We start from the raw sequence: 21,042 nt of genomic DNA on the forward strand, positions 1-21,042 counted from the left end.
AACTTCCCGTCCGTTAGAAAATTCATAGCGTCGAAGTGAGGATAAGTGCAATATAATAATTCAAGTAAATTATGTTATTGACAAATGCCCGCCTTCAGAGAACCGTAGAGAGCGACCGGGGGTCAGAATTGCAAGGGGCGGAACGCGTAAAAATCCCGCTGCCGGCAATTCGATGAGCGCGCGCGAAAGCGCGGATAAAGGGAACGATCACTCCGCATCCGGAAGACCGGGCGGAGAAAATGGAGGCTTACATGCGCAGGGCAACTTTGTTCGCCGGCTTGGTCGCCGGTTTCAGCACATTTGCATTCAACGCCGCGCAGGCGGTTGAAATCGAATATTGGCAATATGTCTTCGACACACGCGTCAAAGCGATGGACGAGCTTATCGCCGAGTTTCAGAAGGCCAATCCGGATATCACCGTCAAACAGGTGACCTTCCCTTATGCCGACTACCAGACGCGAGTGATTGCCGCCAACATGTCCGGTAAAGGCCCTGACGTGATGCAGCTCTTCTACGGCTGGCTCGACAAGTTTGCAGCCGGCGGTATCTTGCAGCCGCTGCCGACCGACGCTTTCCCGCATGACAAGATCGAAAGCGAATTTTTCCCCATCGTCGGCGCCATGAAGCGCGGCGACGATTATTACGGCCTGCCGACGGCGGTTCGCTCGCTCGCACTTTTCTACAACAAGAAGCTCTTCACGGAAGCCGGTCTTGACGCCGCCAATCCGCCGAAGACGCTGGACGAATTTGTTGCCGCGGCGGAAAAGATCGCCAAGCACGATGCCGCCGGAAACCTGACCGTTGCAGGCTCCACGCTCGATATGGGCGGTCAGGACCACCAATGGTGGCGCGAAGTTCTTATCCGCCAATATGGCGGCGAGCCCTACACCGACAACGACCAAAAAGTCACCTATGACAGCGAGGCGGGCATCCAGGCGCTGAAGTTCTATACGAGCCTGCAGCTTGAAAAGAAGATCGGTCAGGTAGGCTTTATGGACGAAGGCCAGGCTGCCTTCCGTGCGGGCAAGGCAGGCATGACCATCGACGGCACGTTCAGGCTTGGATCTTTCAGAACCATCAAGGACTTCGAGTGGGGCGTGACCGAGCTTCCCACCAATGACAAGAATATCCGCTCCAACTATGCCAGCTATTTCGCCAATGGCATCAGCGCCAAGACAACCGGTGAAGAACTGGAAGCGTCGAAGAAATTCCTCGCTTACATCTCCTCACCGGAAGCGATGGCGATCTGGCTGAAGACGGTTGGCGAGTTGCCGGCGCGGCGATCTGCGGCGTTGACCGAGGAGAACCTGAAAGACCCGATCTATGCACCGTTCCTGAAGGGTCTCGAATACGCCCATACGACACGGTTCATGGATGAGGCAGCCCAGCGGCAGAACGCCATCGACATGACGAACCGGATTTTGCTCGAGGGTCAATCCGTCGAGGAGTCCATCAAGCAGGCCGCCAGCGCCGAGCAGGAAATCATCGACGCGGCCAAACCGTAAAACCGCAGGTCCAATCATGACAGCGATCGATCAACAGGGGGCGGCATCCGGCCGCCCCGGCGGCTCCTTCGGGGATCGCTTTTCCATGCGCACGAAGCGGCTTGTGTGGATCTGGAGCTTTCTGGCTATCCCGATCCTGTTTTACAGCATCATCCGTTTTTACCCGACGTTGCAGGCCTTCTGGTTGTCCTTCACCAACTGGGACCTGCTGCGACCGGCAAAGTTCATCGGCGTTGCCAATTACGTCAAGCTGTTCAAGGATCCGCAATTCTGGAAGGTTTTCAAGAACACCTTCACCTATCTCATCGTCGGCACGCCCATCAGTCTGGTTCTGGCTTTCGTCATAGCCTTTTATCTGGATCGGGTGCGCATCCTGCACGGTTTCATCCGCGCGCTTTATTTCCTGCCCTATCTGACGACGGCAGCGGCAATGGCATGGGTCTGGCGCTGGTTCTATCAGCCGCCGCCGATCGGCATCATCAACGACGTGCTTGGCATGATCGGAATTCCGCAGCAGCCATTCATCCGTTCCACCGATCAGGCGCTTTATTCGGTCATGGTGACGTCCATCTGGGCCGGGCTTGGTTTCCAGATCATCATCTTCATGGCGGGCCTGCGCTCCATTCCGACGACATTTTATGAGGCCGCGCGCATCGACGGGCTTGGCGAATGGGCGATCCTTCGAAAGATCACGCTACCGCTCCTGAAACCAACTACCGTTTTCCTGGTCGTCTTCTCCTCAATCGGTTTCCTGCGCATTTTCGATCAGGTCTACAACATGACCACCAACGATCCGGGCGGACCGCTCGGCTCAACCAAACCGCTGGTGCTGATGATCTACCAGACTGCGTTCAATTCCTATGCGATGGGTTATGCCGCCGCGCAGACGGTTGTCCTGTTCACCATTCTTCTTGTCGTGTCGCTGGTCCAGCTCTGGGTTCTGAGGGAAAAGAAATGAGCGAAGCGTTGCCACTCTCCCACGCCCGCGTCCGCCCCGGCCGCATCCTTGCCTGGACGCTGCTGTTCATCGGCGGCCTGATCATGATTTCGCCGCTGCTCTTCATGTTTTCGACCTCGTTCAAGACCGCGGATCAGGTCTATGATCTCAGGCTCATTCCCGCAGCGCCGACGCTTGCGAATTACATGACTGTCATGGCCGACGGCCGTTTTCTCCGCTGGTTCTTCAACTCGATGTTCGTTGCGGTCATCGTCACCGTCTCCAACTGCTTCTTCGACAGTCTGGTCGGTTATACGCTGGCCAAATTTGAGTTTAGGGGTCGCTACTTCATCTTCCTCGCGATCCTTTCCACACTGATGATCCCGACCGAAATGCTTGTTATCCCCTGGTATCTGATGTCCAGCCAGCTTGGCTGGCTCGACAGCTACTGGGGCATCATGTTCCCGGGAATGATGACGGCCTTCGGCACCTTCCTGATGAAGCAGTTCTTCGAGACGGTTCCGAATGACTTCCTGGAGGCAGCGCGTGTCGACGGGCTGAACGAATTCCAGATCTGGTGGAAGGTAGCCCTGCCGCTGGTGACGCCTGCCCTTTCGGCGCTTGCAATCTTCACATTCCTCGGCAACTGGACAGCATTCTTCTGGCCCCTGATCGTGACTACCAGCAAAGAGCTGTACACGCTGCCGGTCGGCTTATCGAGCTTTGCGGTGGAACAGCAGATCCAGTGGGAAATGATCATGACCGGCGCTGCCATTGCGACCATCCCAACCCTTATCGTCTTCATCGTCCTGCAACGCTACATCGTTCGCGGTGTGATGCTGGCAGGCCTGAAAGGATAACACCATGGCCGATATGAACCCGCGCCTGTCGGATACCAGCAAGTTTCCCGACCCAGTTTACAAGGAAACCGTGCTGCGTCCGCTTTTCGATGGCGCCAAGAACCACCATGTCGACGGTTTCCGCCGCATCGACCGCGCCCATCTGGTCATGCTGCGCGAGACCGGCATTCTCGATGCGGACACGGCAGCAAAAATCGCCGAAGCGCTTGATGACATCGACAGGACCATCAATCCGTCGGAGCTGGTCTATACCGGCGAGGTCGAGGATTTCTTCTTCCTGATCGAAAAGGAGCTGAAAGCCCGCATCGGTGTCGATGTGGCAGGCCGCCTGCACACGGCACGCTCGCGCAACGACATAGATCACACGCTTTTCAAAATCGGCCTGAAAGACAAGATCGACACGCTCACTGCCAAGGCGCGGCTTCTGCTGGCCGCCCTGATCGACGCCGCCGAGCGCAATGAAAAGACGTTGATCGTCGCCTATACGCACGGACAACCGGCCCAGCCCACCACCTTCGGCCACTATCTTTCCGCCGCCATCGAAGTGCTGATCCGGGATATTGACCGCTTCACTGAGGCCCGGCGCATCGTCGATCTCTCACCCATGGGCGCTGCGGCCATCACCACGTCCGGCTTTCCCATCGACCGGGCACGTGTCGCCGAACTTCTCGGCTTTGCGGCACCGTTGCGCAATTCCTATTCCTGCATCGCCGCCGTCGACTATACAACAGCGACCTATGGCGCCATCGAATTGATGTTCCTACATCTCGGCAGGCTCATTCAGGACTTCCAGTTCTGGACGAGTTTCGAAGTCGGGCAGATCTACGTACCGAATTCGCTGGTGCAGATTTCGTCGATCATGCCGCAGAAACGAAACCCGGTCCCGATCGAACATCTGCGCCACCTCGCAAGCCAGACATTCGGGCGGGCACGGACCATGCTCGACGTGATGCACAACACGCCCTTCACCGACATGAACGACAGCGAGGGCGAAACCCAGGGCATGGGTTACGAAGCCTTCGCCTCTGCCGGCCGGGTGCTCGATCTCCTTGCCAGCCTCGTCGGCAAGATCAGTATCGATCCGGAAAGGGTCGACCAGAATATTCGCCGTTCCTGCATCACCATTACGGAACTGGCAGATTCTCTTGTCCGCATCGAAGACCTGTCATTCCGCCAGGCCCATGAAATTGCCGCAACCGTCGCCAAAAGCGTTGTCGCGCTGAAGGGCGACCTGCCGAACGACGGTTACCAGCCGTTCCGCAAGGCGTTCGAGGAACTGGCAGGACGCGAGACCAGTGTCGATGAGGAAAAGTTCAGGCAGATCGTCTCGCCTGAGCACTTTGTCGCCGTGCGCAGCCGCTTCGGCGGCCCTGCCCCGGAGCCGATGCGCGAGGCGATTGCGGCCTATCGCGACAAACTTGCTGCGTTTGAAGCAGAAGCACAGCGATCCGCCGACTACGCAGCGGCAAAAGCCGCTGAGCTTGCAGAGAAATTTACCGCCCTGACGGGAGCGCGATAATGGCGACAATCGAACTCAATCAACTCGTAAAGCGCTACGGCAAGGTGGACGCAGTCAAAGGCATCGACCTTGCCATTGAAGACGGCGAATTCGTCGTATTCGTTGGCCCTTCCGGCTGCGGCAAATCCACGACACTCAGAATGATCGCGGGTCTGGAAGAGATTTCGGGCGGAACGCTGAAAATTGCCGGAAACGTCGTCAACGAGAAAGAACCGAAACAGCGCAACATCGCCATGGTCTTCCAGAACTATGCGATCTACCCGCATATGACGGTTCGCCAGAACATCGGCTTCGGGCTCTATACCTCAAAGCTCGACAAGGCGGAAAAGAACCGGCGTATCGAGGAGGCCGGTCGGGTGCTCGGACTTGAGGCATTGCTAGACCGTCGGCCCGCGGCTTTGTCGGGCGGGCAGAGGCAGCGCGTCGCCATCGGCCGCGCCATGGTGCGCGATCCCTCAGCCTTCCTTTTCGATGAGCCGCTGTCCAATCTCGACGCCCAGTTGAGATCGCAGATGCGCATTGAAATCAAGCGCTTGCACCAACGTCTTAAGACAACCACCGTCTACGTCACGCACGATCAGGTGGAAGCAATGACCATGGCCGATCGGATTGTCGTGATGAAAGACGGCCATATCCTGCAGGTCGGTACGCCCTCGGAACTTTACGAGACGCCGGTGGACGTCTTCACTGCGCGTTTCATCGGCAGCCCGTCGATGAACCTGCTGCGGGGCAAAAGAACGACGAATAGCGTTACACAGCCTGCCGATGGCGATCTGCTGATTGGCATTCGCCCCCATGATCTGCTGGTTGGAGAAGGCGAGACAACTCAAGGGTCCTTCTCGCTGGAGGGAACAGTGACAGCCGTGGAGCCGCTCGGCCCGGAAACGCTGGTTCATCTGGACACGCCCACGACCTCGGTCATCGCGACAGCAAGGGGCAAGGCCATTCCCACGGTGGGTAGCCGCTTGCAATGCGAGGCGCAGGCAGGCGCGCTCTATCTTTTCGATGCCAAGACGGAAAAGCTTCTGGGCCGCGCATGATGACGACAGACACGGAAAAGTCAGCGGTCATCAGTATCGGCCGGATCTATTGCGACCTCATTTTCACCGGGCTTGACGAATTGCCGGTGCTCGGACGGGAGCTGTTTGCCAGCGACATGGAAATCGCCGCCGGTGGCGGGGCTTTCATTGCGGCTGCGCATTTCGCCCATATCGGCCGCACGGCCACGCTGCTGGCAAGGCTCGGCACCGACACCTTCTCACGCGCCATCGGCGAGAAAATGCAGCAAAGCGGTGTAGACCTGCAATTTCTGGAACACTCGGCAGATGCGGGCCCGCAAGTCACCGTCGCGACGGTGGTTGGCCATGACAGGGCGTTTTTGACACGGCGCGCCGGTATCGCCCGGCCATCGACCCTTGATGCCGCCTTTTCGTGGAACGGGGCCTGCCATCTGCACATCGCAGAATTCGCCACGCTGCACGAAATCCCCGATCTCGTCGCCCGCGCCAGGGACAGCGGACTGTCCGTCTCGCTCGATCCCAGCTGGGATGCCTCGCTGATTTACGACAAGGGCCTGCTCAAGGCGTGCGATGGCGTCGACGTGTTTTTGCCCAACCTCGAAGAAGCCGAGGCGATCACAGGCCATTCTGACCCTGAGTCGGCGGCCAGGGCCTTGTCGGGGTCTTTTCCTGTTGTCGCCCTGAAAGGCGGCGCAGAGGGCGCCTGGGTGTCCTCGCAGACAGGCCTACACCATGCGGCGGCGAAGAAGGTACCCGTCGTCGACACGACAGGCGCGGGTGATGCCTTCAATGCCGGTTTCATCGATGCCTGGCTTCGGCGGGCGGACGAGAAGCAATGCCTTGAGGCAGGCGTCGCGGCGGGTAGCCTTGCCGTGCAGGCCACGGGCGGCGCGCCGAGAACGACCGCCGCCGCATAATCCTTGCCAGCGTTATTCCCCGCGTGGAAAACGCTGGTTTTCCTCCAGCACGTTCAAGTCCATGTGGTTGCGCATGTAGCGTTCCGAGGCTTTCTGCAACGGCTGATAATCCCACGGGAAATAGGCGCCGTTTCGCAGCGCCTTGTAGACCACCCAGCGCCGCGCCTGACTTTCCCGCACCGATGCGTCGAAAACGGGCAGCTGCCAGCGTCGGCCGATTTCAGCCGAAAGCGATGACAGCACATCCGCGAATTCAGGATTGCCGGCAAGGTTTATTTGCTCTTCAGGATCCGTCTCGAGGTCGTAGAGCAACGGCGGATCCGCTTCGCAGACTGAGAGCTTGTAACGGCCATCCCTGATGGCGACGAGTGGCGCAATCGAACCTTCGGCGGCATATTCCATCGGCACCGGCCCGCGCTCGCCTGTTCCCGCAGCCAAAGCCGCAAGGTCTTCGCCATCCGTCCAGCGTTTCAGTGAGGTAATATCGAGGCCTGCCAGACCGCACAGCGTCGGTGTGACATCCAGCGTCGAAACCGGCGCGTCGATAAGCACCGGTTGCCAGCCGGGTGCCGCGATCATCAAGGGCACACGGGCCGAGCCCTCGAAAAAGCACATCTTGAACCACAGGCCGCGCTCGCCCAGCATGTCGCCATGATCGGAGAGGAACAGGATGATCGTGTCCTCCTCCATCCGCGTCGCCTTCAATACGTCGAGAATTTCGCCGACCTTCTCATCGATATAGGAGATATTGGCGAAATAACCGCGCCGCGCCCGGCGTATCTCGTCGGGTGAAATATCGAAGGCCTGATGATCACAGGCTTCCAGCAACCGTTTTGAATGCGGATCCTGCTGCTCGAAGGGAAGCGCCTGTATCTGCGGATCGAGTGCCGGGCAATCCTCATAGAGATCCCAGAATTTCCGCCGTGCCACATACGGGTCATGCGGATGGGTGAAGCTGACGGTCAGGCACCACGGGCGGTCATCGAGCCGGCGCGACAGATCGTAGAGCTTGCGGGTTGCGTGATAGGCAACCTCATCGTCATATTCCATCTGATTGGTGATTTCGGCAACGCCCGCGCCGGTGACCGAACCGAGATTGTGATACCACCAGTCGATCCGCTCGCCCGGCTTGGTATAATCAGGCGTCCAGCCGAAATCCGCCGGATAAATATCCGTCGTCAGACGCTCTTCGAAGCCGTGCAGCTGGTCCGGTCCGACAAAATGCATCTTTCCGGAAAGGCCGGTGTAATAACCAGCTGCCCGCAGGTGATGCGCATAGGTCGGAATATCCGACGCGAATTCGGCGGCATTATCGTAAACGCGCGTCCGGCTGGGCAATTGACCGGACATGAACGAAGCCCGGGCAGGCGCGCAAAGCGGACTTGCCGTATAGGTATTGGCGAAACGGACAGACCGCTCCGCCAACGCTTTCAGATGTGGCGCATGGAGAAAATCGGCCGGGCCATCGGGAAAAAACGTCCCGTTGAACTGGTCGGCCATCAGGATCAGGATATTGGGACGCGGCATTTCACCCTACAGTCTCAGAGGCCAAGCTTGCCTTTGACGGCATCCGCACCCGGCTTGCCATCCAGCGTGGTAACGCCCTGCAGCCAGCCATCCAGCGATGTCGGATTGGCCTTCAGCCACGTTGCTGCCGCCGCCTTGGAATCCTCGCCACCGAGAATGGAACCCATCAGGGTATTTTCCATGCCGATATCGAATTTGAGGTTCTTGAAAAGCGTCGCCGCATTCGGGCATTGCTGCGGCCAGCCGGTACGGGCAAGCGTATAGACCTCGGCACCGCCGAAATTCGGGCCGAAATAGGCGTCACCGCCGGAGAGATAGGCGATATCGATCTTCTCGTTCATCGGGTGCGGCGCCCATGCTAGGAAGACGACCGCCTTTTTGTCTTTTCCGGCCCGTTCCACCTGCGCCAGCATCGCCTGCTCGCCGGATTCGACAAGCTGCCAGCCCTTCAAGCCGAAATCATTGGCATCGATAATCTTCTGAATGTTCTGGTTGGCGGGTGCGCCCGGCTCGATGCCGTAAATCTTGCTTTCAAATTCGTCAGCGTGTTTGGCAAGATCCGAAAAATCCTTCACGCCCTTTTCGGCCATATAGGAAGGCACTGCCAGGGTGAACTTGGCGCCTTCAAGGTTTTTCGTCATCACGTCGGCCGCCTTGGCGGCATTGAGGTCGTCAACGAAGGATTTCTGGGCGGGCATCCAGTTGCCGAGAAAAACGTCGATCTCACCGTTTTTCATGGCCTGATAGCCGATCGGCACCGACAGCGTCTTGACGTCAGCCTCATACCCCAAAGCGTCGAGCAGAACCGAGGCGACGCCATTGGTGGCGGTGATGTCGGTCCAGCCGGGATCGCTGAGGCGAATGGTCTTGCAGGCCGCATCATCGGCGGCATAAAGCGGGGTGGAGAAGGCCGCCACGGACAAAAACAGACCGGCGGCGATGCGGTGCATGCGAGAAACGGTTTTCATTGCGGCTCCCCTTTTATTAGTCCAGTTTATTGAACACCACATTGTTTTTGCCTGTGAAGCGGGTATTTTTCGATGACTGATATAAGGAATTTCTATGACAGAGCGGCCGCTCGATCTTGGATGGATGCGCATTTTTACAGAGGTCGCCCGTCGCGGCAGCCTGACGGCAGCGGCGGCGTCCCTGCGGCTGACCCAGCCAGCTGTCAGCTATCAGATCCGCCGGCTGGAAGACGATCTGGGCGTTGCACTGGTGCGGCGTAAACATCGCGGCATCGAGTTGACGGCCGAGGGGCTAAAGCTGTTCGAGATCGTCTCGCGCAATGTCGATGCCATCGATCTTCTGGCCCAGCAACTTCGCCGAACGGAGGAACGGCAGACAATCCGCCTGCACACGGACTATGCCTTCTCCTCTCTCTGGCTCATCCCGCGCATGCATGGTTTTCGCGCGCTCAATCCTGACATCAACATCCAGATCGTCGCCACGCAGGATCCGCTCGGACAGGGCAAACACGACAGCGACGTGATGATCATCTTCGGCACGCGGCAGGATGCCGGCGACGGCGCGGTGCTGCTGCTTTCGGAGAAGGTCACGCCCGTCTGCTCGCCGGCGCTTTTGGCGGAGCAGTCGGCACCCGAAACCGTGGCTGATTTTTCGCGGCTGAAACTCATCCACCTCGAAAATACCTCACAGGCGCACTGGTTCGACTGGGCGTCCTATTTCAAGCATTTCGGCGTGCTGAGAGGCGCGGAAAACGAAAGCGGAGACATCAGCTTCAACAATTACACCATGGTGGTTCAGGCAACGATCGGCGAACAGGGTTTTGCCCTCGGCTGGGCGGGACTGGTCGATCCGCTGGTCGAGGCAGGCGTGCTGGTGACCGCAGGCCCGAGTCTGGATGCGCCGGGTCGCGGCTACTGGTTGCTGAGGCCGAAAAGCAGCGACAGTGCGGTCAGAAAACTCACCGGCTGGCTGATCGACGAGAAGCGTTGACGTGACCAGCCAGCCGGTGATGCTTCCGGCTTAAATCGGGTAATGCAACGGTCCGTCCTGCAGCGTGACCCATCGCAGTTCGGTGAATTCCGCAATGCCCGCCGTGCCGCCGAAACGGCCGTAACCGGAGGCCTTCACCCCACCGAACGGCATCTGCGCCTCGTCGTGAACGGTGGGTCCGTTGATGTGGCAAATGCCACTTTCGATGCGTCCGGCTACCGCGAGTGCTTTTGCCTGATCCCTGCCGAAAATAGCTGCGGAAAGACCAAACTCGGTTTCGTTGGCGATACTGACTGCCTCATCGACGCTGCCGGCGCGAATGATGGAAACGACTGGGCCGAAGCTTTCTTCGGAATAGAGCCGCATCGCAGAGGTCACGCCATCGACGGCAAGCGCATCCAGCATGGTACCATTGCCGCCTCCGCCGGCCACAAGGCGTGCGCCTTTGGCAACGGCGTCATCCACCAGCGACCGGATGCGGGATGCGGCCTCGGCGCTTACCAAGGAGCCAAGCGGCATTTTTCCCTCGCGAGGGTCTCCAGCCTTCAGGCTCGCCGCTTTTTTGGCAAAGGCCTCGACAAAGGCGTCGGCAACGCTGTCGAGTACGATGATGCGTTCCGTCGACATGCAGATCTGGCCCTGGTTCATGTAAGCGCCAAAGGCGGCCGCAGCGACTGCCGCATCGATATCGGCATCATCAAGCACGATGAAGGGTGCCTTGCCGCCAAGCTCCAGAAGCGCTGGCTTCAGGTAACGGCCCGCCGTTTCCGCAATGACACGACCGACGCGGGTCGAACCGGTGAAATTCACCCTTCTGACAGCCGGATGGGCGATCAGTGTTTCAACGATTTTCGCCGCATCTTCCGGCGCATTGGAGACGGCGTTCAGCACACCTTTCGGCAGACCTGCCGAAGCGACGGCCTCGATGATCAGCGCATGGGTGCGCGGGCAAAGCTCCGAGGTCTTCATCACCACGGTGTTGCCACAGGCAAGTGGCGTGGCGATGGAGCGTACGCCGAGAATGACTGGTGCATTCCATGGCGCGATGGACAGAACCACGCCTGCCGGCTGGCGAAGTGCCATCGCCGTGGTTCCCGGGCGGTTGGAGGGAATGATTTCGCCCTTTATCTGGGTCGTCAGGCTGGCCGCCTCGACCAGCATGTCGCTGGCCAGCATCACGTTGAAACCGGCCCAGGCATCCGTCGCGCCAATCTCCTCTTTCATCGCCAGCGTAATCTGCGGCCCGGCATCGCGGAGCGCCTGCGCCGCGGCAAGAAGCAGGCGACGGCGTTCGCCGGGCAGCGTTGCCGACCAGACGGGAAAGGCTGCGGCTGCGGCATCGGCCGCACGTGTGGCATCCTCAGGCGTTGCCGCCGCCGCACTGGTTGCCAGGTCGCCGGTGATCGGATTGTTGCGCTCGAAACGCTTGCCGTTTGCGGCTGGGCAATGGTCGCCACCGATGAAAAGATTGACAGTCTGCATGGTCTTCCTCCTGAATTCAGAAAATGGTGGCGGCGGCACCGCCGAAAAACGCCCGTTGCACGGTGGGACGGGAGGAAAGGGCTGCTGCCGTCCCCGCCCCTGCGATCCTTCCGGCTTCCAGCAGATAATCGCGATCGACAAGGGCAGAGATTCCGCGAACAACCTGTTGCGCCAGCGCAAGGCAGGACAGCGTTCTGCGCTTCATACCATTCATGATTTTCCTCCAACGGCGCAGTAGCGGGATTGCCATTCTCCTCAAGGCTTCCCTGCGCTGATGGAAGTTTAGCAACGACAGGCGCATATAAAATGCACTAATGTAGTGCATTATTGTACTTTTGGAGGGTGAATGCCGCATCACGGCCAGATAGCTGCTAACAGGATCGAAACGACGGCGCGCATGCTGACGTCGTCCCTGCGCATGTCGGAGTTCAAGCTGGAACAGGGCGCAGCCCATTTTGTCCTCGTCTCAGCCGGTGAAGCGGAGATCATTCAGGGCGAAAAGACACTTGTGGTTACCGCGCCGGGGCTGGCCTGGCTGCCTGCCTCCGGCCCCGTCGGCCGCCTGCGGCTGAATGCCGGAAGCCGCGGATCACTGCTGAAAACGACCGAAATCGGCCTTGCGCATGCCATGCCAACCGGAACGAGCGCAATCATGGTGCGCAGCACATTGCAGCGCGTTCTGACCCGGACGTTGGCTGAAAAGGACAGCCAGGAACTGGCGGGTTATCTCGACACCATCGCGGATGAGAGTTTCCGGTCATCGACAGGATCGGATACGATTATCGCCAGCCTGTTATCCGTCACCCTTATCCGCATCTGCCAGCATGCCATGGCCGACGTCGCGGGCGCGGCTTCCACCGCAGGCAGACTTACGGAGCGGTTTGTGCTACTTGTCAGTCAGCACAAACGCGACCAATGGGGCGTGGAAGACTATGCGGGCCAACTCGGCGTCAACCGTGAACGTCTTGGATTTGTGGTGCGCAAGGCAACGGGGCTTTCACCACAGGCCTATATTCACCGCGAACTGCTTTCCGAAGCGCGTGATCTTCTTCTCAACTCTTCACTGCAAGTCGCTGAAATTGCGTTTCGATTGGGATTTCAGGATCCTGGGTATTTCAACCGCTTCTTCACCCGCAATGAAGGCACGTCTCCAGGCCGTTTCCGGCGAATGGCGATGCGCATACAGAACGTTGCACCGCCGTCCTATGCCGCATGGCCTTGAGTTCTGCCCGGCGGGTGCAAATCAGGACAGGCAGAAGAGACAACGGAGCGAAGTGCCGGCCTGTTTGCCCGGCACTCCAACGGGGCGTTAACGGGCGCTGTCGATAATCTGGCCGCCGTCCGGTGTCAGGCTCGAGCCTGTAATGAACCTCGAATCGCTGCTTGCGAGGAAAAGAGCGACCGGAGCGACATCCTCTTCAGGGGAACCGTAACGACCAAGGGCATTCGTGGGAGCAGGAGCGTCGACGCCCGCACCCCAGGTGTCGGCAACGGGAAGCAGGTTGTTCACGGTGATATTGTCAGGACCCCATTCGCGCGCAGCAGATCTCGTCAGGGCGCGGACGGCCTCCTTGGCAAGGTTGTAAGGTCCATACGGCGACATGCCGAGAATACCGGCCAGCGACGCGAAATTAATGATCCGGCCCTCGCCACTGGCCTTCAAGTACGGATAACAAGCCTGCATCATGCGAAGATAGGCGATCGGCCCCATATCGAGGTTTCGTTGCAGTTGCTCGACTGTCAGCTCGAGGATCGGGGAGTGGACGACAGTCGGGTCGAACGCGACATTCACGAGAATGTCGATGCCGCCAAATACCTCCGCTGCCTCAGCCACAGCCCGGGTGATCTGTTGGCCATCGCCAAGATCACAGACGATGCCGAGCGCGGTGCCACCACTGGATTGTATCTGACTGACGACCGCGTTCACATTTGCAGGCGTCAAGGACAATACCACGACCTTGGCGCCCTCCCTTGCAAAGAGTTCTGCCGTCGCACGGCCAATCCCTCTGCCAGCGCCCGCCACGATGGCTACTTTTCCGGTCAATTTTCCCATTTTGATTTCCTTTCGTGATGAATGCGTCAGAGCTGCCGTGCAAGGGCATAGGGGGATGGGACTTCGCGTGCAGCGTTCTGCATGGCGAAGGAAACGACGAGCAGCCCGAGCCCGATGGCGGCAGGCAGTGCGCCGGCAGGTTTGCGGACGCCGATATGCGCAAGGCCGGACAGCAGCAGGTGAAACAGTACCCCCGCATACGCCAGATCGCTGATGGCGACGTTGAACCGCGCAAGGATGGCGATGACGGCGGCGATCTTCACCGCCGTCAGAAGAGGCACAAGGTATGCAGGGTAACCGAAGCCGGTTATCGTCTCCCTCACCCAGTCGGATTTGACGACGTAGGTGACTGCCGACGCCAGATAGAGCAGGACGAGAAGGGTTGTTGCGACCCAGTAGATATAGAATGAAGACATGGGATATCCATTGCCGCCGAATGTCTTCGGCAGCTTGATTTGTTCAATATTTTCGTTGTTCCGGAACAGCTTGGGGCTCATGATCCGGCGTTCACATGGAAAATGTGCTATTGAATGAATATGCGCAAGTAGGATGAATTTGGCGTGGTAAGTATGGAAAACCAGACTAATGGCGGTGAAACCATTAACATGCACGAGGAAATGCGTCGCGCTTTCGCGCTGCTTTCCGGCAAGTGGAAGCTCGAAATCATGTGGCTTCTCAACCAGCGGATCTATCGTTTCAACGAGCTGCGCAAAGCCATTCCCGGCATCACACAGCACATGTTGACCTCCCAATTGCGTGAGCTCGAGGCCGATGGACTGGTCTCTCGCACCGTCTTTGCAGAGGTTCCGCCACGCGTGGAATATGAAATTACGGCAAAGGCGAAAGGACTTGGCCCGACCATGGAGGCATTGATGGCATGGTGGAACGAGTACGGCGCGAGCGTTCCGGTTAAGACCACCACCCGTGGACGCAGACGGTCAACGCAAAAATAGATGGATTATTGCGGCCGTTGCGCCGCCGTCCTGTGCCGCCCGATCGGCAGCATCATTGGTTTGCCCGACGTCGGGTCTTCGATGACACGGCTTTCTATGCCGAAGACGTGCCGCACGTTTTCTTCCGTCAGCACCTCCTCCGGCGTGCCGCAGATGTGCAGCTTTCCACCGGTCATGGCGACCAGATGATCAGCGTAGCGCGCCGCGAGATTGAGATCGTGCAGCACCATGACGATGGTGGTCTGACGGGCATGGTTGAGGTCCGTCAGAAGATCCAGCACTTCCACCTGATGGCTGATGTCGAGGAAGGTGGTGGGTTCGTCGAGTAGCAATATCTCGGTCTCCTGGGCAAGCGCCATGGCGATCCATACGCGTTGCCGTTGCCCGCCGGAGAGTTCGTCCACCGGCCGCTCGGCAAGTTCGACCGTATCGGTGGCGACGAGGGCTGCGGCCACGGCCTCATCATCCTGGCGCGACCAACGCGCGAAAAGGCCGTGATGCGGGTGCCGGCCGCGGCTGACCAGATCGGCAACGACGATGCCCTCGGGCGCAATCGGTGACTGCGGCAAAAGACCCATCCGTCTTGCAAGTTCGCGCGAAGGTAGACGGTGGATCGACTTTCCGTCGAGCAGGACCTGCCCGGCGCGGGGAGAGATAAGCCGCGACATGCTGCGAAGAAGCGTGGACTTGCCGCAGGCATTGGCGCCGACGATGACGGTTATCTGGCCGCGCGGAACGACAAGATCCAGCCCTTCGATGATGAGGCTATCACCGTATCCGGCCGAAAGACGGTTCACGGAAAGGGAGTGGCTGGTCATAAAGAGCCTCCGCTGCGGTTTACCCGCACGATAAGGTAGATCAGATAGGGCGCGCCGAGCGCGCCGGTGACGACGCCGACCGGGTAACGGCCCGGCAGCAGGAACTGGCCGCAATAATCGCCCACCAGCACCAAGGCTGCCCCAACGAGCGCAGCCGGAATGAGCAGCGACCCATTGCTGCCAACGATGCGCGCGGCAATCGGCCCGGACAGAAAGGCGACGAAAGCAATCGGCCCCGAAACTGCCGTGGCAAAGGAGATCATGCCGACGGCGGCGATAATCACGATGATGCGCGTTCTCCCCACCTGGACCCCAAGCGCCGCGGCCGTATCATCGCCAAGCCTCAATGCCTCGAGATCGCGCGCGCGACTGAGCAGCAGGCCGCCAAAAAGGATGAGCGCGACGAAGAGCGGCAGCGTCTGGGCAAGTTTTGCGCCGTTGACGCTGCCCGTCAGCCAGCGCATCGCCTCCTGCAGCGTCCAGGCCGGTGCAACGGACAGGATATAGGCGATGAAACTTTCGAGCATGGCCGAAACGCCGATACCGACAAGGATCAGCCGCGTTCCGGCAACCCCGTTGCGGAAGGACAGTAGATAGACCAGCAATGCGACGCCAAGCCCGGCGACGACGGCGAACACCGAAACGAGCGGTCCACTCAGATGCAGGACAACGATGGCAAACACCGCTGCCACGCTTGCGCCGGAACTGATGCCGATAATGTCAGGGCTCGCAAGCGGGTTGCGCAGCATGATCTGGAAGGCGACACCACCCAGCCCGAAGCTCAGACCCGCGAGAACGGAGAGCAGCGCGCGTGGCAGGCGCAACTGCCCGACCGTGAAAGTGACCCCGGCAATGTCCTCTCCGAGCAGCACCCGCAGGACGTCGCCGGGCGGCGTGAAGGATTGTCCCAGCATCAGCGTCAATGCGAAAACCGCGATCAAAAGAGCTGAAAGGGCTGCAATGACAAGGCGACGCCGGCGCTGGCGGGCGTGACGGTTGGAAACCAATGTTTCCATGACGGACGTGTGCATGTTCACAGTTCGCGTACCCGCTGACGTCTGACGATCCAGATGAAGAAAGGTGCGCCGACAAGGGCGGTGACGATACCGACATCGAGTTCAGACGGCCGCGCCACGATGCGCCCGACAATATCGGCCGCAAGCAGCAGACAGGCGCCGCCGAGCGCGGAAAACGGCAGAAGCCAGCGATTGTCGACGCCAACGAGCAGGCGGCAGAGATGCGGAACGACCAGCCCAACGAAACCGATTGGCCCGCAGATGGCAGTCGCCGCACCGCAGAGGAGGATAGCTCCAAAGGATGCGATGGCTCTCGCGACCACGACATTCTCGCCAAGACCGGCAGCCAACTCATCACCAAGCGCCAGAGAATTCAGCTTGCGTGCCGAAAGAACGCTGATGGCAAAACCGGCGGCGAGAAACGGCAGCACGGTCTCAATCCGGTCAAAGGTCGCACCACCGACACCGCCGATCTGCCAGGAACGGATGCCGCCGGCAATATCGCTGCGCGGCAGCACGACGGCAATGACGAGTGAGGAGAAGGCGACAGAGGTGGCGGCACCGGCCAGAGCGAGTTTCAGCGGCGTTGCCCCACCCCGTCCGAGCGAGCCGACGACATAAACGAAAACTGCAGCCGCACCTGCCCCGACAATCGCCGTGATGATAAAGGCCTGCGCCGAGGCAATGCCGAACCAGACGATGGCGATAACGACGGCAAGTGATGCGCCCATATTGACGCCAAGAATACCAGGATCGGCAAGCGGATTGCGCGTAACGCCCTGCATGATGGCGCCAGCGAGCCCGAGCGCTGCCCCGGACAGCAGGGCAAGCAGCGTTCGCGGCAGGCGAACCGCCACAGCCGCTTCCGCCACCGTCTCCACGCGACCGGCAAGCGCTGCCGTGATGTCAGCGAACGTGACGTCACGGGTGCCAATCGCCACGGAAAGCGCACATAGCAGCGCCAGAAGCGCCAGCACGGCGCTGAGCCATGCGGTCCGCATGCGGTTGGAGCGGCCACCTGGCAGCACGGCCGGACCTTTGGCAGGCCCTTCCATTGTCATTTCACTTTACCGGAGGACTTATCCGCTGCTTTCGCCAGAAGATCGGCGTAATCCTTCAAAACCCAGGAAATCGACAGCGGTGTGGGATTGGATGCGGTGCCGAGCGGATCACGCCCCAGCATGACGATGGCGTCATGGGCAACGGCGGGCATGCGGGCAAGCAGCGGATCGGCCCGCATCGCCTTGAGCAGTGGCTGGCTGCCGTAGGTCACGACGATATCGACATCGTCAAAGGCATCGACTCGCTCGGCGCTGACGCCGGCGGCGAATTGCCCCGGTTTCGTCGCCTCCGCCACGCTCTTCGGCGAGGTCAGCCCAAGATCGGTGAAAAATTTCACCCGGCTGTCATTGGCCGTATAAAAATTGACGACGCTGAGATTGGTGGCATCGAGATGAGTGACGAACATCGCAGACTTGCCTTTCAGCTGCGGATGGCCGGCAGCCACCTGCGCGATCTCACCCTCGATGCGTTTGATCAGCCCCTCACCTTCCGGCGCCATGCCAAGCCCGGCACTGTTCAGCCGTATCATCTCGCGCCAGTCGGTTGCCCACGGTGACACGGGATAGGCAACGACCGGTGCGATCTGGCTTAGCGTATCGTAGTCGGACTGGCTGAGGCCGGAATAGGCGGCGAGGATGACATCCGGCTGCGTTGCCGCCACGGCCTCGAAATCGATACCATCACCCTCGTCAAACAGAACAGGCTTTGCAGCACCCAATTCAGAAAGCTGCTTCGCCACCCACGGCAGCAATCCATCACCGTCATCATCGCCGAAATTGGCAGCGGCAAAACCGACGGGCACGATGCCGAGCGCCAGCGGCACCTCGTGGTTTGCCCAGGCGACGGTCGCGACACGCTGAGGCTTCCTCGCAATCGTGGTCGTGCCGAAGGCGTGTTTGATGACGACGGGATAGCGCGTCGCCTCTTCCGCCGAAGCAATGGCTGGCGCGATCATCGACAGGAAAAACACGAATGCCGGCGCGAGGCAGCGAAACAGGAAAAGCATGGGCGAAGCTCTCAACGGTTCAAAAGTGGACTTGAACTCTCAGCTTCACATGCCCCCGTCAACCCCGGTGAGGAAATGCCGCCACAACAGTGGTGAAATTTCCGGGGTTTTGTACAAAACCGCAAAAAGTTACAATACCGGACAAACTTTCTCAAGTTATTGGGCGCTTCGAGAGCGGGCCGTGGAAGCGGCGATTGGGGCATCAACTTCTGGAATTTAGCAATGAACACTGAAATGAATGGCGTCAACGGCAGGACCGCGCGACTGCGCTATGGGCAGGCAGCCCTTCTTGCCTGCACGGCGCTTGCGACGGTACTTCCCGCTCGTTCGCTGGCACAGGAGGCAGCCAATACGGGCGGTAGCACGGTTCTCGAGCGCATCACCATCGACAGCGGTGACAATGACCAGAAGTCGATCGTCGCCACCCGCACCACAAGCGGAAGCAAGATGGCAACCGACATTCTCGATACGCCGGCCGCCGTTTCCGTCATCACCGCCAAGGAAATGCAGCAGCGTGGCGTGCAGACCGTGGAAGAAGCCTTGCAATACACGGCAGGTGTGACCACGGATTTCTACGGCTCGGACGACCGTTTCGACTATTTCAAGATTCGCGGTTTCGACGCCTACACCTATCGCGACGGGCTGACGCTCGGCCGTCCCTTCGGCGCGCTGCGCGAAGAGACCTATGCCTATGAGCGCGTGGAAGTCCTGAAGGGCGGCAATTCCACGACCTTTGGCGTATCCGATCCCGGCGGTTCGGTGAACTACTCGACCAAGGTTCCCAAACGCAGCCGCTTTGGTGAGGTCTATGTGACAGGCGGTTCCTATAGCCGCGCAGAAACCGGCTTCGATTTCGGCGACAATATCACCAGCGACGACACCCTCTCATATCGCCTGACCGGCAAGCTCAGAAATGCCGACGCGGAATATGACTATTCCCGCGACGATGAAAAATTCTTCATGGGCGGCCTGACATGGCGGCCCACCGATGCCACCAGCCTCACCGTCGTTTACGATCATCTCAACAAGGACGGCGTTCCCGGCGGCGGCGGCCATCCGGTCGGCTCGCATTTCGACAGGAGCCGTTTCTTCGGTGAACCGGACTATAATTACCGCGGCACCAACCGCAATTCGCTGAGCGTTATGTTCGACCATGATTTCGGCTCTGGCCTGACGCTGAGTTCGAACGCGCGCTACAGCAAGACAAATACCGATTTCGGTTATGCGTATATCTCGTCCACACCGACCAATGGCTCGACCATCGCCAACCGTTCCTATTTCGGCAACGAGACCGAAACCGAGAATTTCCTGATCGACACCCGGCTGCAATATGACGCGACGTTCGAAAGCGTCGAAAGCCGCAGCCTTGTCGGCGTTTTTTATAACGACTACTCGTCCGGCAGCAAAAGCTACTTCGGTTCTGCGCCAGGCATCAACTGGCTGAACCCGGTCTATACCGGTGCGCCCGCTTCGGTGCCGCTCTACGCCAGCTCGCTGACGGATCAAAAGACAAGGGCAATCTACCTCCAGCAGGACCTGACCTTCTTCGACAGGCTGACCGTCAGCGCCGGTCTGCGCAATGACTGGATCGACACCGACCAGACCAACAGGCTGAACGGCACGACGGCAAGCGGCGACATCAGCGAACTGACAAAGCGCATCGGCGTGTCTTACAAGGTCACGAACGAGATCGCGCCCTATATCAGCTACGCCGAATCCGTGGTGCCGGCCTCGGGCCTGACCGTCGAGCCCGAACGCGGCGAGCAGATCGAGCTTGGCGTAAAGTATCACCCGGATGCCTTCCCTGCCCTGTTCACGGCGTCGATCTACGACCTCAAGAAGAACAATATTACCGTCACCAGCCCGATCACCAGCCTGCCCACCACCATCGGCGAGGTGCGCGTGCGCGGTCTCGACCTCGAGGCCAAGGCGGAGGTTACCGACGAGCTGAGCCTGACGGCGGCCTATTCCTATCTCAACGCGGAAATCACCGAAAACGGCATCGCTGGCAATGTCGGCAACCGCCCGCAATTCGTGCCTGAACATCAGGCCTCGCTTTGGGTAAACTACACGCTGGCCGGCAACGACAAACGCGGCGACATGACCTTCGGGCTCGGCGGACGCTTCACCGGTGCGTATTATTTTGATGACGCGAACAAGGTTTCGACCGGCAGCAGCGTGACCATGGACGCAGCGTTCAGCTACAAAATCCAGGAAACCACCTCGCTGGAGGTGAATGTCTCCAACCTCTTCAACGAGAAGCACGTCTCTTATGGCGGTTTCGGCGCAGACTTCTACAACCCCGGCCGAGCGTTCTCGGCTACGCTGCGCAAGACGTGGTGAGGGTAAGTATATCCCTACTTTTCAACATACTACGTAACCATCCTAACGTTCCACGTCATCCCCTGG

At 59.5% G+C, this 21,042-nt stretch carries 20 protein-coding genes; 10 read left to right on the plus strand and 10 right to left on the minus strand.

The genetic code is table 11. From position 1 onward, the window contains the following. Positions 1-239 precede the first annotated feature (239 nt). Genes ACQZ63_RS12200 through ACQZ63_RS12225 form a run of 6 tightly spaced genes read left to right on the plus strand, consistent with a single transcriptional unit; the run spans position 240 to position 6,757 of the window. Positions 240-1,505, plus strand: a complete 1,266-nt coding sequence (locus ACQZ63_RS12200; RefSeq protein ID WP_019566690.1) for an extracellular solute-binding protein — start codon at positions 240-242, stop codon at positions 1,503-1,505. A 16-nt stretch (positions 1,506-1,521) separates the two neighbouring features. Continuing rightward, the gene (locus tag ACQZ63_RS12205; RefSeq protein ID WP_004431252.1) at positions 1,522-2,463 is read left to right on the plus strand and encodes a carbohydrate ABC transporter permease; all 942 of its coding nucleotides are present in this window, start codon (positions 1,522-1,524) and stop codon (positions 2,461-2,463) included. Continuing rightward, on the plus strand, positions 2,460-3,302 hold the full coding sequence (locus ACQZ63_RS12210) for a carbohydrate ABC transporter permease (RefSeq protein ID WP_019566689.1): 843 nt from the start codon (positions 2,460-2,462) through the stop codon (positions 3,300-3,302). The genes ACQZ63_RS12205 and ACQZ63_RS12210 overlap by 4 nt, the downstream gene beginning before the upstream one ends. A gap of 4 nt (positions 3,303-3,306) precedes the next feature. Then, a complete protein-coding gene (gene argH, locus ACQZ63_RS12215) occupies positions 3,307-4,821 on the plus strand; it encodes an argininosuccinate lyase (protein ID WP_448799198.1) in 1,515 nt (504 codons plus the stop codon). After that, positions 4,821-5,861, plus strand: a complete 1,041-nt coding sequence (locus ACQZ63_RS12220; RefSeq protein WP_448799199.1) for an ABC transporter ATP-binding protein — start codon at positions 4,821-4,823, stop codon at positions 5,859-5,861. Before argH ends, ACQZ63_RS12220 begins: the two co-directional genes overlap by 1 nt. Then, on the plus strand, positions 5,858-6,757 hold the full coding sequence (locus tag ACQZ63_RS12225; RefSeq protein WP_065660303.1) for a carbohydrate kinase family protein: 900 nt from the start codon (positions 5,858-5,860) through the stop codon (positions 6,755-6,757). The genes ACQZ63_RS12220 and ACQZ63_RS12225 overlap by 4 nt, the downstream gene beginning before the upstream one ends. 12 nt (positions 6,758-6,769) lie before the next feature. Here the strand turns inward: ACQZ63_RS12225 and betC are convergent, their stop codons facing one another. Both betC and choX read right to left on the minus strand, forming a co-directional pair. Continuing rightward, positions 6,770-8,284 carry a choline-sulfatase gene (betC, locus tag ACQZ63_RS12230; protein WP_448799200.1) on the minus strand — a complete coding sequence of 505 codons (1,515 nt, stop codon included), beginning with the start codon at positions 8,282-8,284 and terminating at the stop codon, positions 6,770-6,772. A gap of 14 nt (positions 8,285-8,298) precedes the next feature. After that, on the minus strand, positions 8,299-9,252 hold the full coding sequence (gene choX, locus ACQZ63_RS12235) for a choline ABC transporter substrate-binding protein (protein WP_448799201.1): 954 nt from the start codon (positions 9,250-9,252) through the stop codon (positions 8,299-8,301). Between the two features lie 94 nt (positions 9,253-9,346). Here choX and ACQZ63_RS12240 point away from each other — a divergent pair, with 94 nt between their 5' ends. Continuing rightward, on the plus strand, positions 9,347-10,243 hold the full coding sequence (locus ACQZ63_RS12240) for a choline sulfate utilization transcriptional regulator (RefSeq protein WP_004431240.1): 897 nt from the start codon (positions 9,347-9,349) through the stop codon (positions 10,241-10,243). A 30-nt stretch (positions 10,244-10,273) separates the two neighbouring features. Here the strand turns inward: ACQZ63_RS12240 and ACQZ63_RS12245 are convergent, their stop codons facing one another. Further along, on the minus strand, positions 10,274-11,725 hold the full coding sequence (locus ACQZ63_RS12245; protein WP_448799203.1) for an aldehyde dehydrogenase: 1,452 nt from the start codon (positions 11,723-11,725) through the stop codon (positions 10,274-10,276). A 16-nt stretch (positions 11,726-11,741) separates the two neighbouring features. Then, the gene (locus ACQZ63_RS12250) at positions 11,742-11,939 is read right to left on the minus strand and encodes a hypothetical protein (RefSeq protein ID WP_111828766.1); all 198 of its coding nucleotides are present in this window, start codon (positions 11,937-11,939) and stop codon (positions 11,742-11,744) included. Between the two features lie 132 nt (positions 11,940-12,071). On the opposite strand from ACQZ63_RS12250, the gene ACQZ63_RS12255 reads away from it, so the two are divergent. Beyond that, entirely contained in the window at positions 12,072-12,947 is an 876-nt protein-coding gene (locus ACQZ63_RS12255) for a helix-turn-helix transcriptional regulator (RefSeq protein ID WP_448799205.1), read from the plus strand. A gap of 87 nt (positions 12,948-13,034) precedes the next feature. Here the strand turns inward: ACQZ63_RS12255 and ACQZ63_RS12260 are convergent, their stop codons facing one another. Continuing rightward, complete coding sequence (locus tag ACQZ63_RS12260) at positions 13,035-13,778, minus strand: SDR family NAD(P)-dependent oxidoreductase (RefSeq protein WP_004431234.1); 744 nt, start codon at positions 13,776-13,778, stop codon at positions 13,035-13,037. Between the two features lie 26 nt (positions 13,779-13,804). Then, on the minus strand, positions 13,805-14,194 hold the full coding sequence (locus ACQZ63_RS12265; RefSeq protein ID WP_025594944.1) for a DoxX family protein: 390 nt from the start codon (positions 14,192-14,194) through the stop codon (positions 13,805-13,807). 153 nt (positions 14,195-14,347) lie between these two features. On the opposite strand from ACQZ63_RS12265, the gene ACQZ63_RS12270 reads away from it, so the two are divergent. After that, complete coding sequence (locus ACQZ63_RS12270; RefSeq protein WP_448799206.1) at positions 14,348-14,731, plus strand: winged helix-turn-helix transcriptional regulator; 384 nt, start codon at positions 14,348-14,350, stop codon at positions 14,729-14,731. Positions 14,732-14,736: 5 nt separating this feature from the next. Here ACQZ63_RS12270 and ACQZ63_RS12275 read toward each other — a convergent pair whose 3' ends face one another. Genes ACQZ63_RS12275 through ACQZ63_RS12290 form a run of 4 tightly spaced genes read right to left on the minus strand, consistent with a single transcriptional unit; the run spans position 14,737 to position 18,633 of the window. Continuing rightward, positions 14,737-15,549, minus strand: coding sequence for an ABC transporter ATP-binding protein (locus tag ACQZ63_RS12275; protein ID WP_112179400.1), 813 nt, complete (start codon positions 15,547-15,549; stop codon positions 14,737-14,739). Then, the gene (locus ACQZ63_RS12280) at positions 15,546-16,580 is read right to left on the minus strand and encodes a FecCD family ABC transporter permease (protein ID WP_448799207.1); all 1,035 of its coding nucleotides are present in this window, start codon (positions 16,578-16,580) and stop codon (positions 15,546-15,548) included. The genes ACQZ63_RS12275 and ACQZ63_RS12280 overlap by 4 nt, the downstream gene beginning before the upstream one ends. Positions 16,581-16,582: 2 nt before the next feature. Then, complete coding sequence (locus ACQZ63_RS12285) at positions 16,583-17,626, minus strand: FecCD family ABC transporter permease (RefSeq protein ID WP_448799208.1); 1,044 nt, start codon at positions 17,624-17,626, stop codon at positions 16,583-16,585. Next, entirely contained in the window at positions 17,623-18,633 is a 1,011-nt protein-coding gene (locus tag ACQZ63_RS12290; protein ID WP_448799209.1) for an iron-siderophore ABC transporter substrate-binding protein, read from the minus strand. Before ACQZ63_RS12290 ends, ACQZ63_RS12285 begins: the two co-directional genes overlap by 4 nt. A 222-nt stretch (positions 18,634-18,855) precedes the next feature. Between ACQZ63_RS12290 and ACQZ63_RS12295 the strand changes: the two genes are divergently transcribed. After that, on the plus strand, positions 18,856-20,976 hold the full coding sequence (locus ACQZ63_RS12295) for a TonB-dependent siderophore receptor (protein ID WP_448799210.1): 2,121 nt from the start codon (positions 18,856-18,858) through the stop codon (positions 20,974-20,976). The last annotated feature ends 66 nt before the right edge of the window (positions 20,977-21,042 follow it).

The organism is Agrobacterium sp. CG160-95 (assembly GCF_053521725.1).

Excerpts from the sequence above, each read along its gene's own strand:
- ACQZ63_RS12280 (WP_448799207.1), bottom strand. The coding sequence starts at position 16,580 with ATGCACACGTCCGTCATGGAAACATTGGTTTCCAACCGTCACGCCCGC.
- ACQZ63_RS12250 (WP_111828766.1), bottom strand. The coding sequence starts at position 11,939 with ATGAATGGTATGAAGCGCAGAACGCTGTCCTGCCTTGCGCTGGCGCAA.
- ACQZ63_RS12200 (WP_019566690.1), top strand. The coding sequence starts at position 240 with ATGGAGGCTTACATGCGCAGGGCAACTTTGTTCGCCGGCTTGGTCGCC.
- ACQZ63_RS12290 (WP_448799209.1), bottom strand. The coding sequence starts at position 18,633 with ATGCTTTTCCTGTTTCGCTGCCTCGCGCCGGCATTCGTGTTTTTCCTG.
- ACQZ63_RS12275 (WP_112179400.1), bottom strand. The coding sequence starts at position 15,549 with ATGACCAGCCACTCCCTTTCCGTGAACCGTCTTTCGGCCGGATACGGT.
- betC (WP_448799200.1), bottom strand. The coding sequence starts at position 8,284 with ATGCCGCGTCCCAATATCCTGATCCTGATGGCCGACCAGTTCAACGGG.
- argH (WP_448799198.1), top strand. The coding sequence starts at position 3,307 with ATGGCCGATATGAACCCGCGCCTGTCGGATACCAGCAAGTTTCCCGAC.
- ACQZ63_RS12245 (WP_448799203.1), bottom strand. The coding sequence starts at position 11,725 with ATGCAGACTGTCAATCTTTTCATCGGTGGCGACCATTGCCCAGCCGCA.
- ACQZ63_RS12225 (WP_065660303.1), top strand. The coding sequence starts at position 5,858 with ATGATGACGACAGACACGGAAAAGTCAGCGGTCATCAGTATCGGCCGG.
- ACQZ63_RS12240 (WP_004431240.1), top strand. The coding sequence starts at position 9,347 with ATGACAGAGCGGCCGCTCGATCTTGGATGGATGCGCATTTTTACAGAG.
- ACQZ63_RS12270 (WP_448799206.1), top strand. The coding sequence starts at position 14,348 with ATGGAAAACCAGACTAATGGCGGTGAAACCATTAACATGCACGAGGAA.
- ACQZ63_RS12260 (WP_004431234.1), bottom strand. The coding sequence starts at position 13,778 with ATGGGAAAATTGACCGGAAAAGTAGCCATCGTGGCGGGCGCTGGCAGA.
- ACQZ63_RS12285 (WP_448799208.1), bottom strand. The coding sequence starts at position 17,626 with ATGACAATGGAAGGGCCTGCCAAAGGTCCGGCCGTGCTGCCAGGTGGC.
- ACQZ63_RS12205 (WP_004431252.1), top strand. The coding sequence starts at position 1,522 with ATGACAGCGATCGATCAACAGGGGGCGGCATCCGGCCGCCCCGGCGGC.
- ACQZ63_RS12210 (WP_019566689.1), top strand. The coding sequence starts at position 2,460 with ATGAGCGAAGCGTTGCCACTCTCCCACGCCCGCGTCCGCCCCGGCCGC.
- ACQZ63_RS12265 (WP_025594944.1), bottom strand. The coding sequence starts at position 14,194 with ATGTCTTCATTCTATATCTACTGGGTCGCAACAACCCTTCTCGTCCTG.
- ACQZ63_RS12295 (WP_448799210.1), top strand. The coding sequence starts at position 18,856 with ATGAACACTGAAATGAATGGCGTCAACGGCAGGACCGCGCGACTGCGC.
- ACQZ63_RS12255 (WP_448799205.1), top strand. The coding sequence starts at position 12,072 with ATGCCGCATCACGGCCAGATAGCTGCTAACAGGATCGAAACGACGGCG.
- choX (WP_448799201.1), bottom strand. The coding sequence starts at position 9,252 with ATGAAAACCGTTTCTCGCATGCACCGCATCGCCGCCGGTCTGTTTTTG.
- ACQZ63_RS12220 (WP_448799199.1), top strand. The coding sequence starts at position 4,821 with ATGGCGACAATCGAACTCAATCAACTCGTAAAGCGCTACGGCAAGGTG.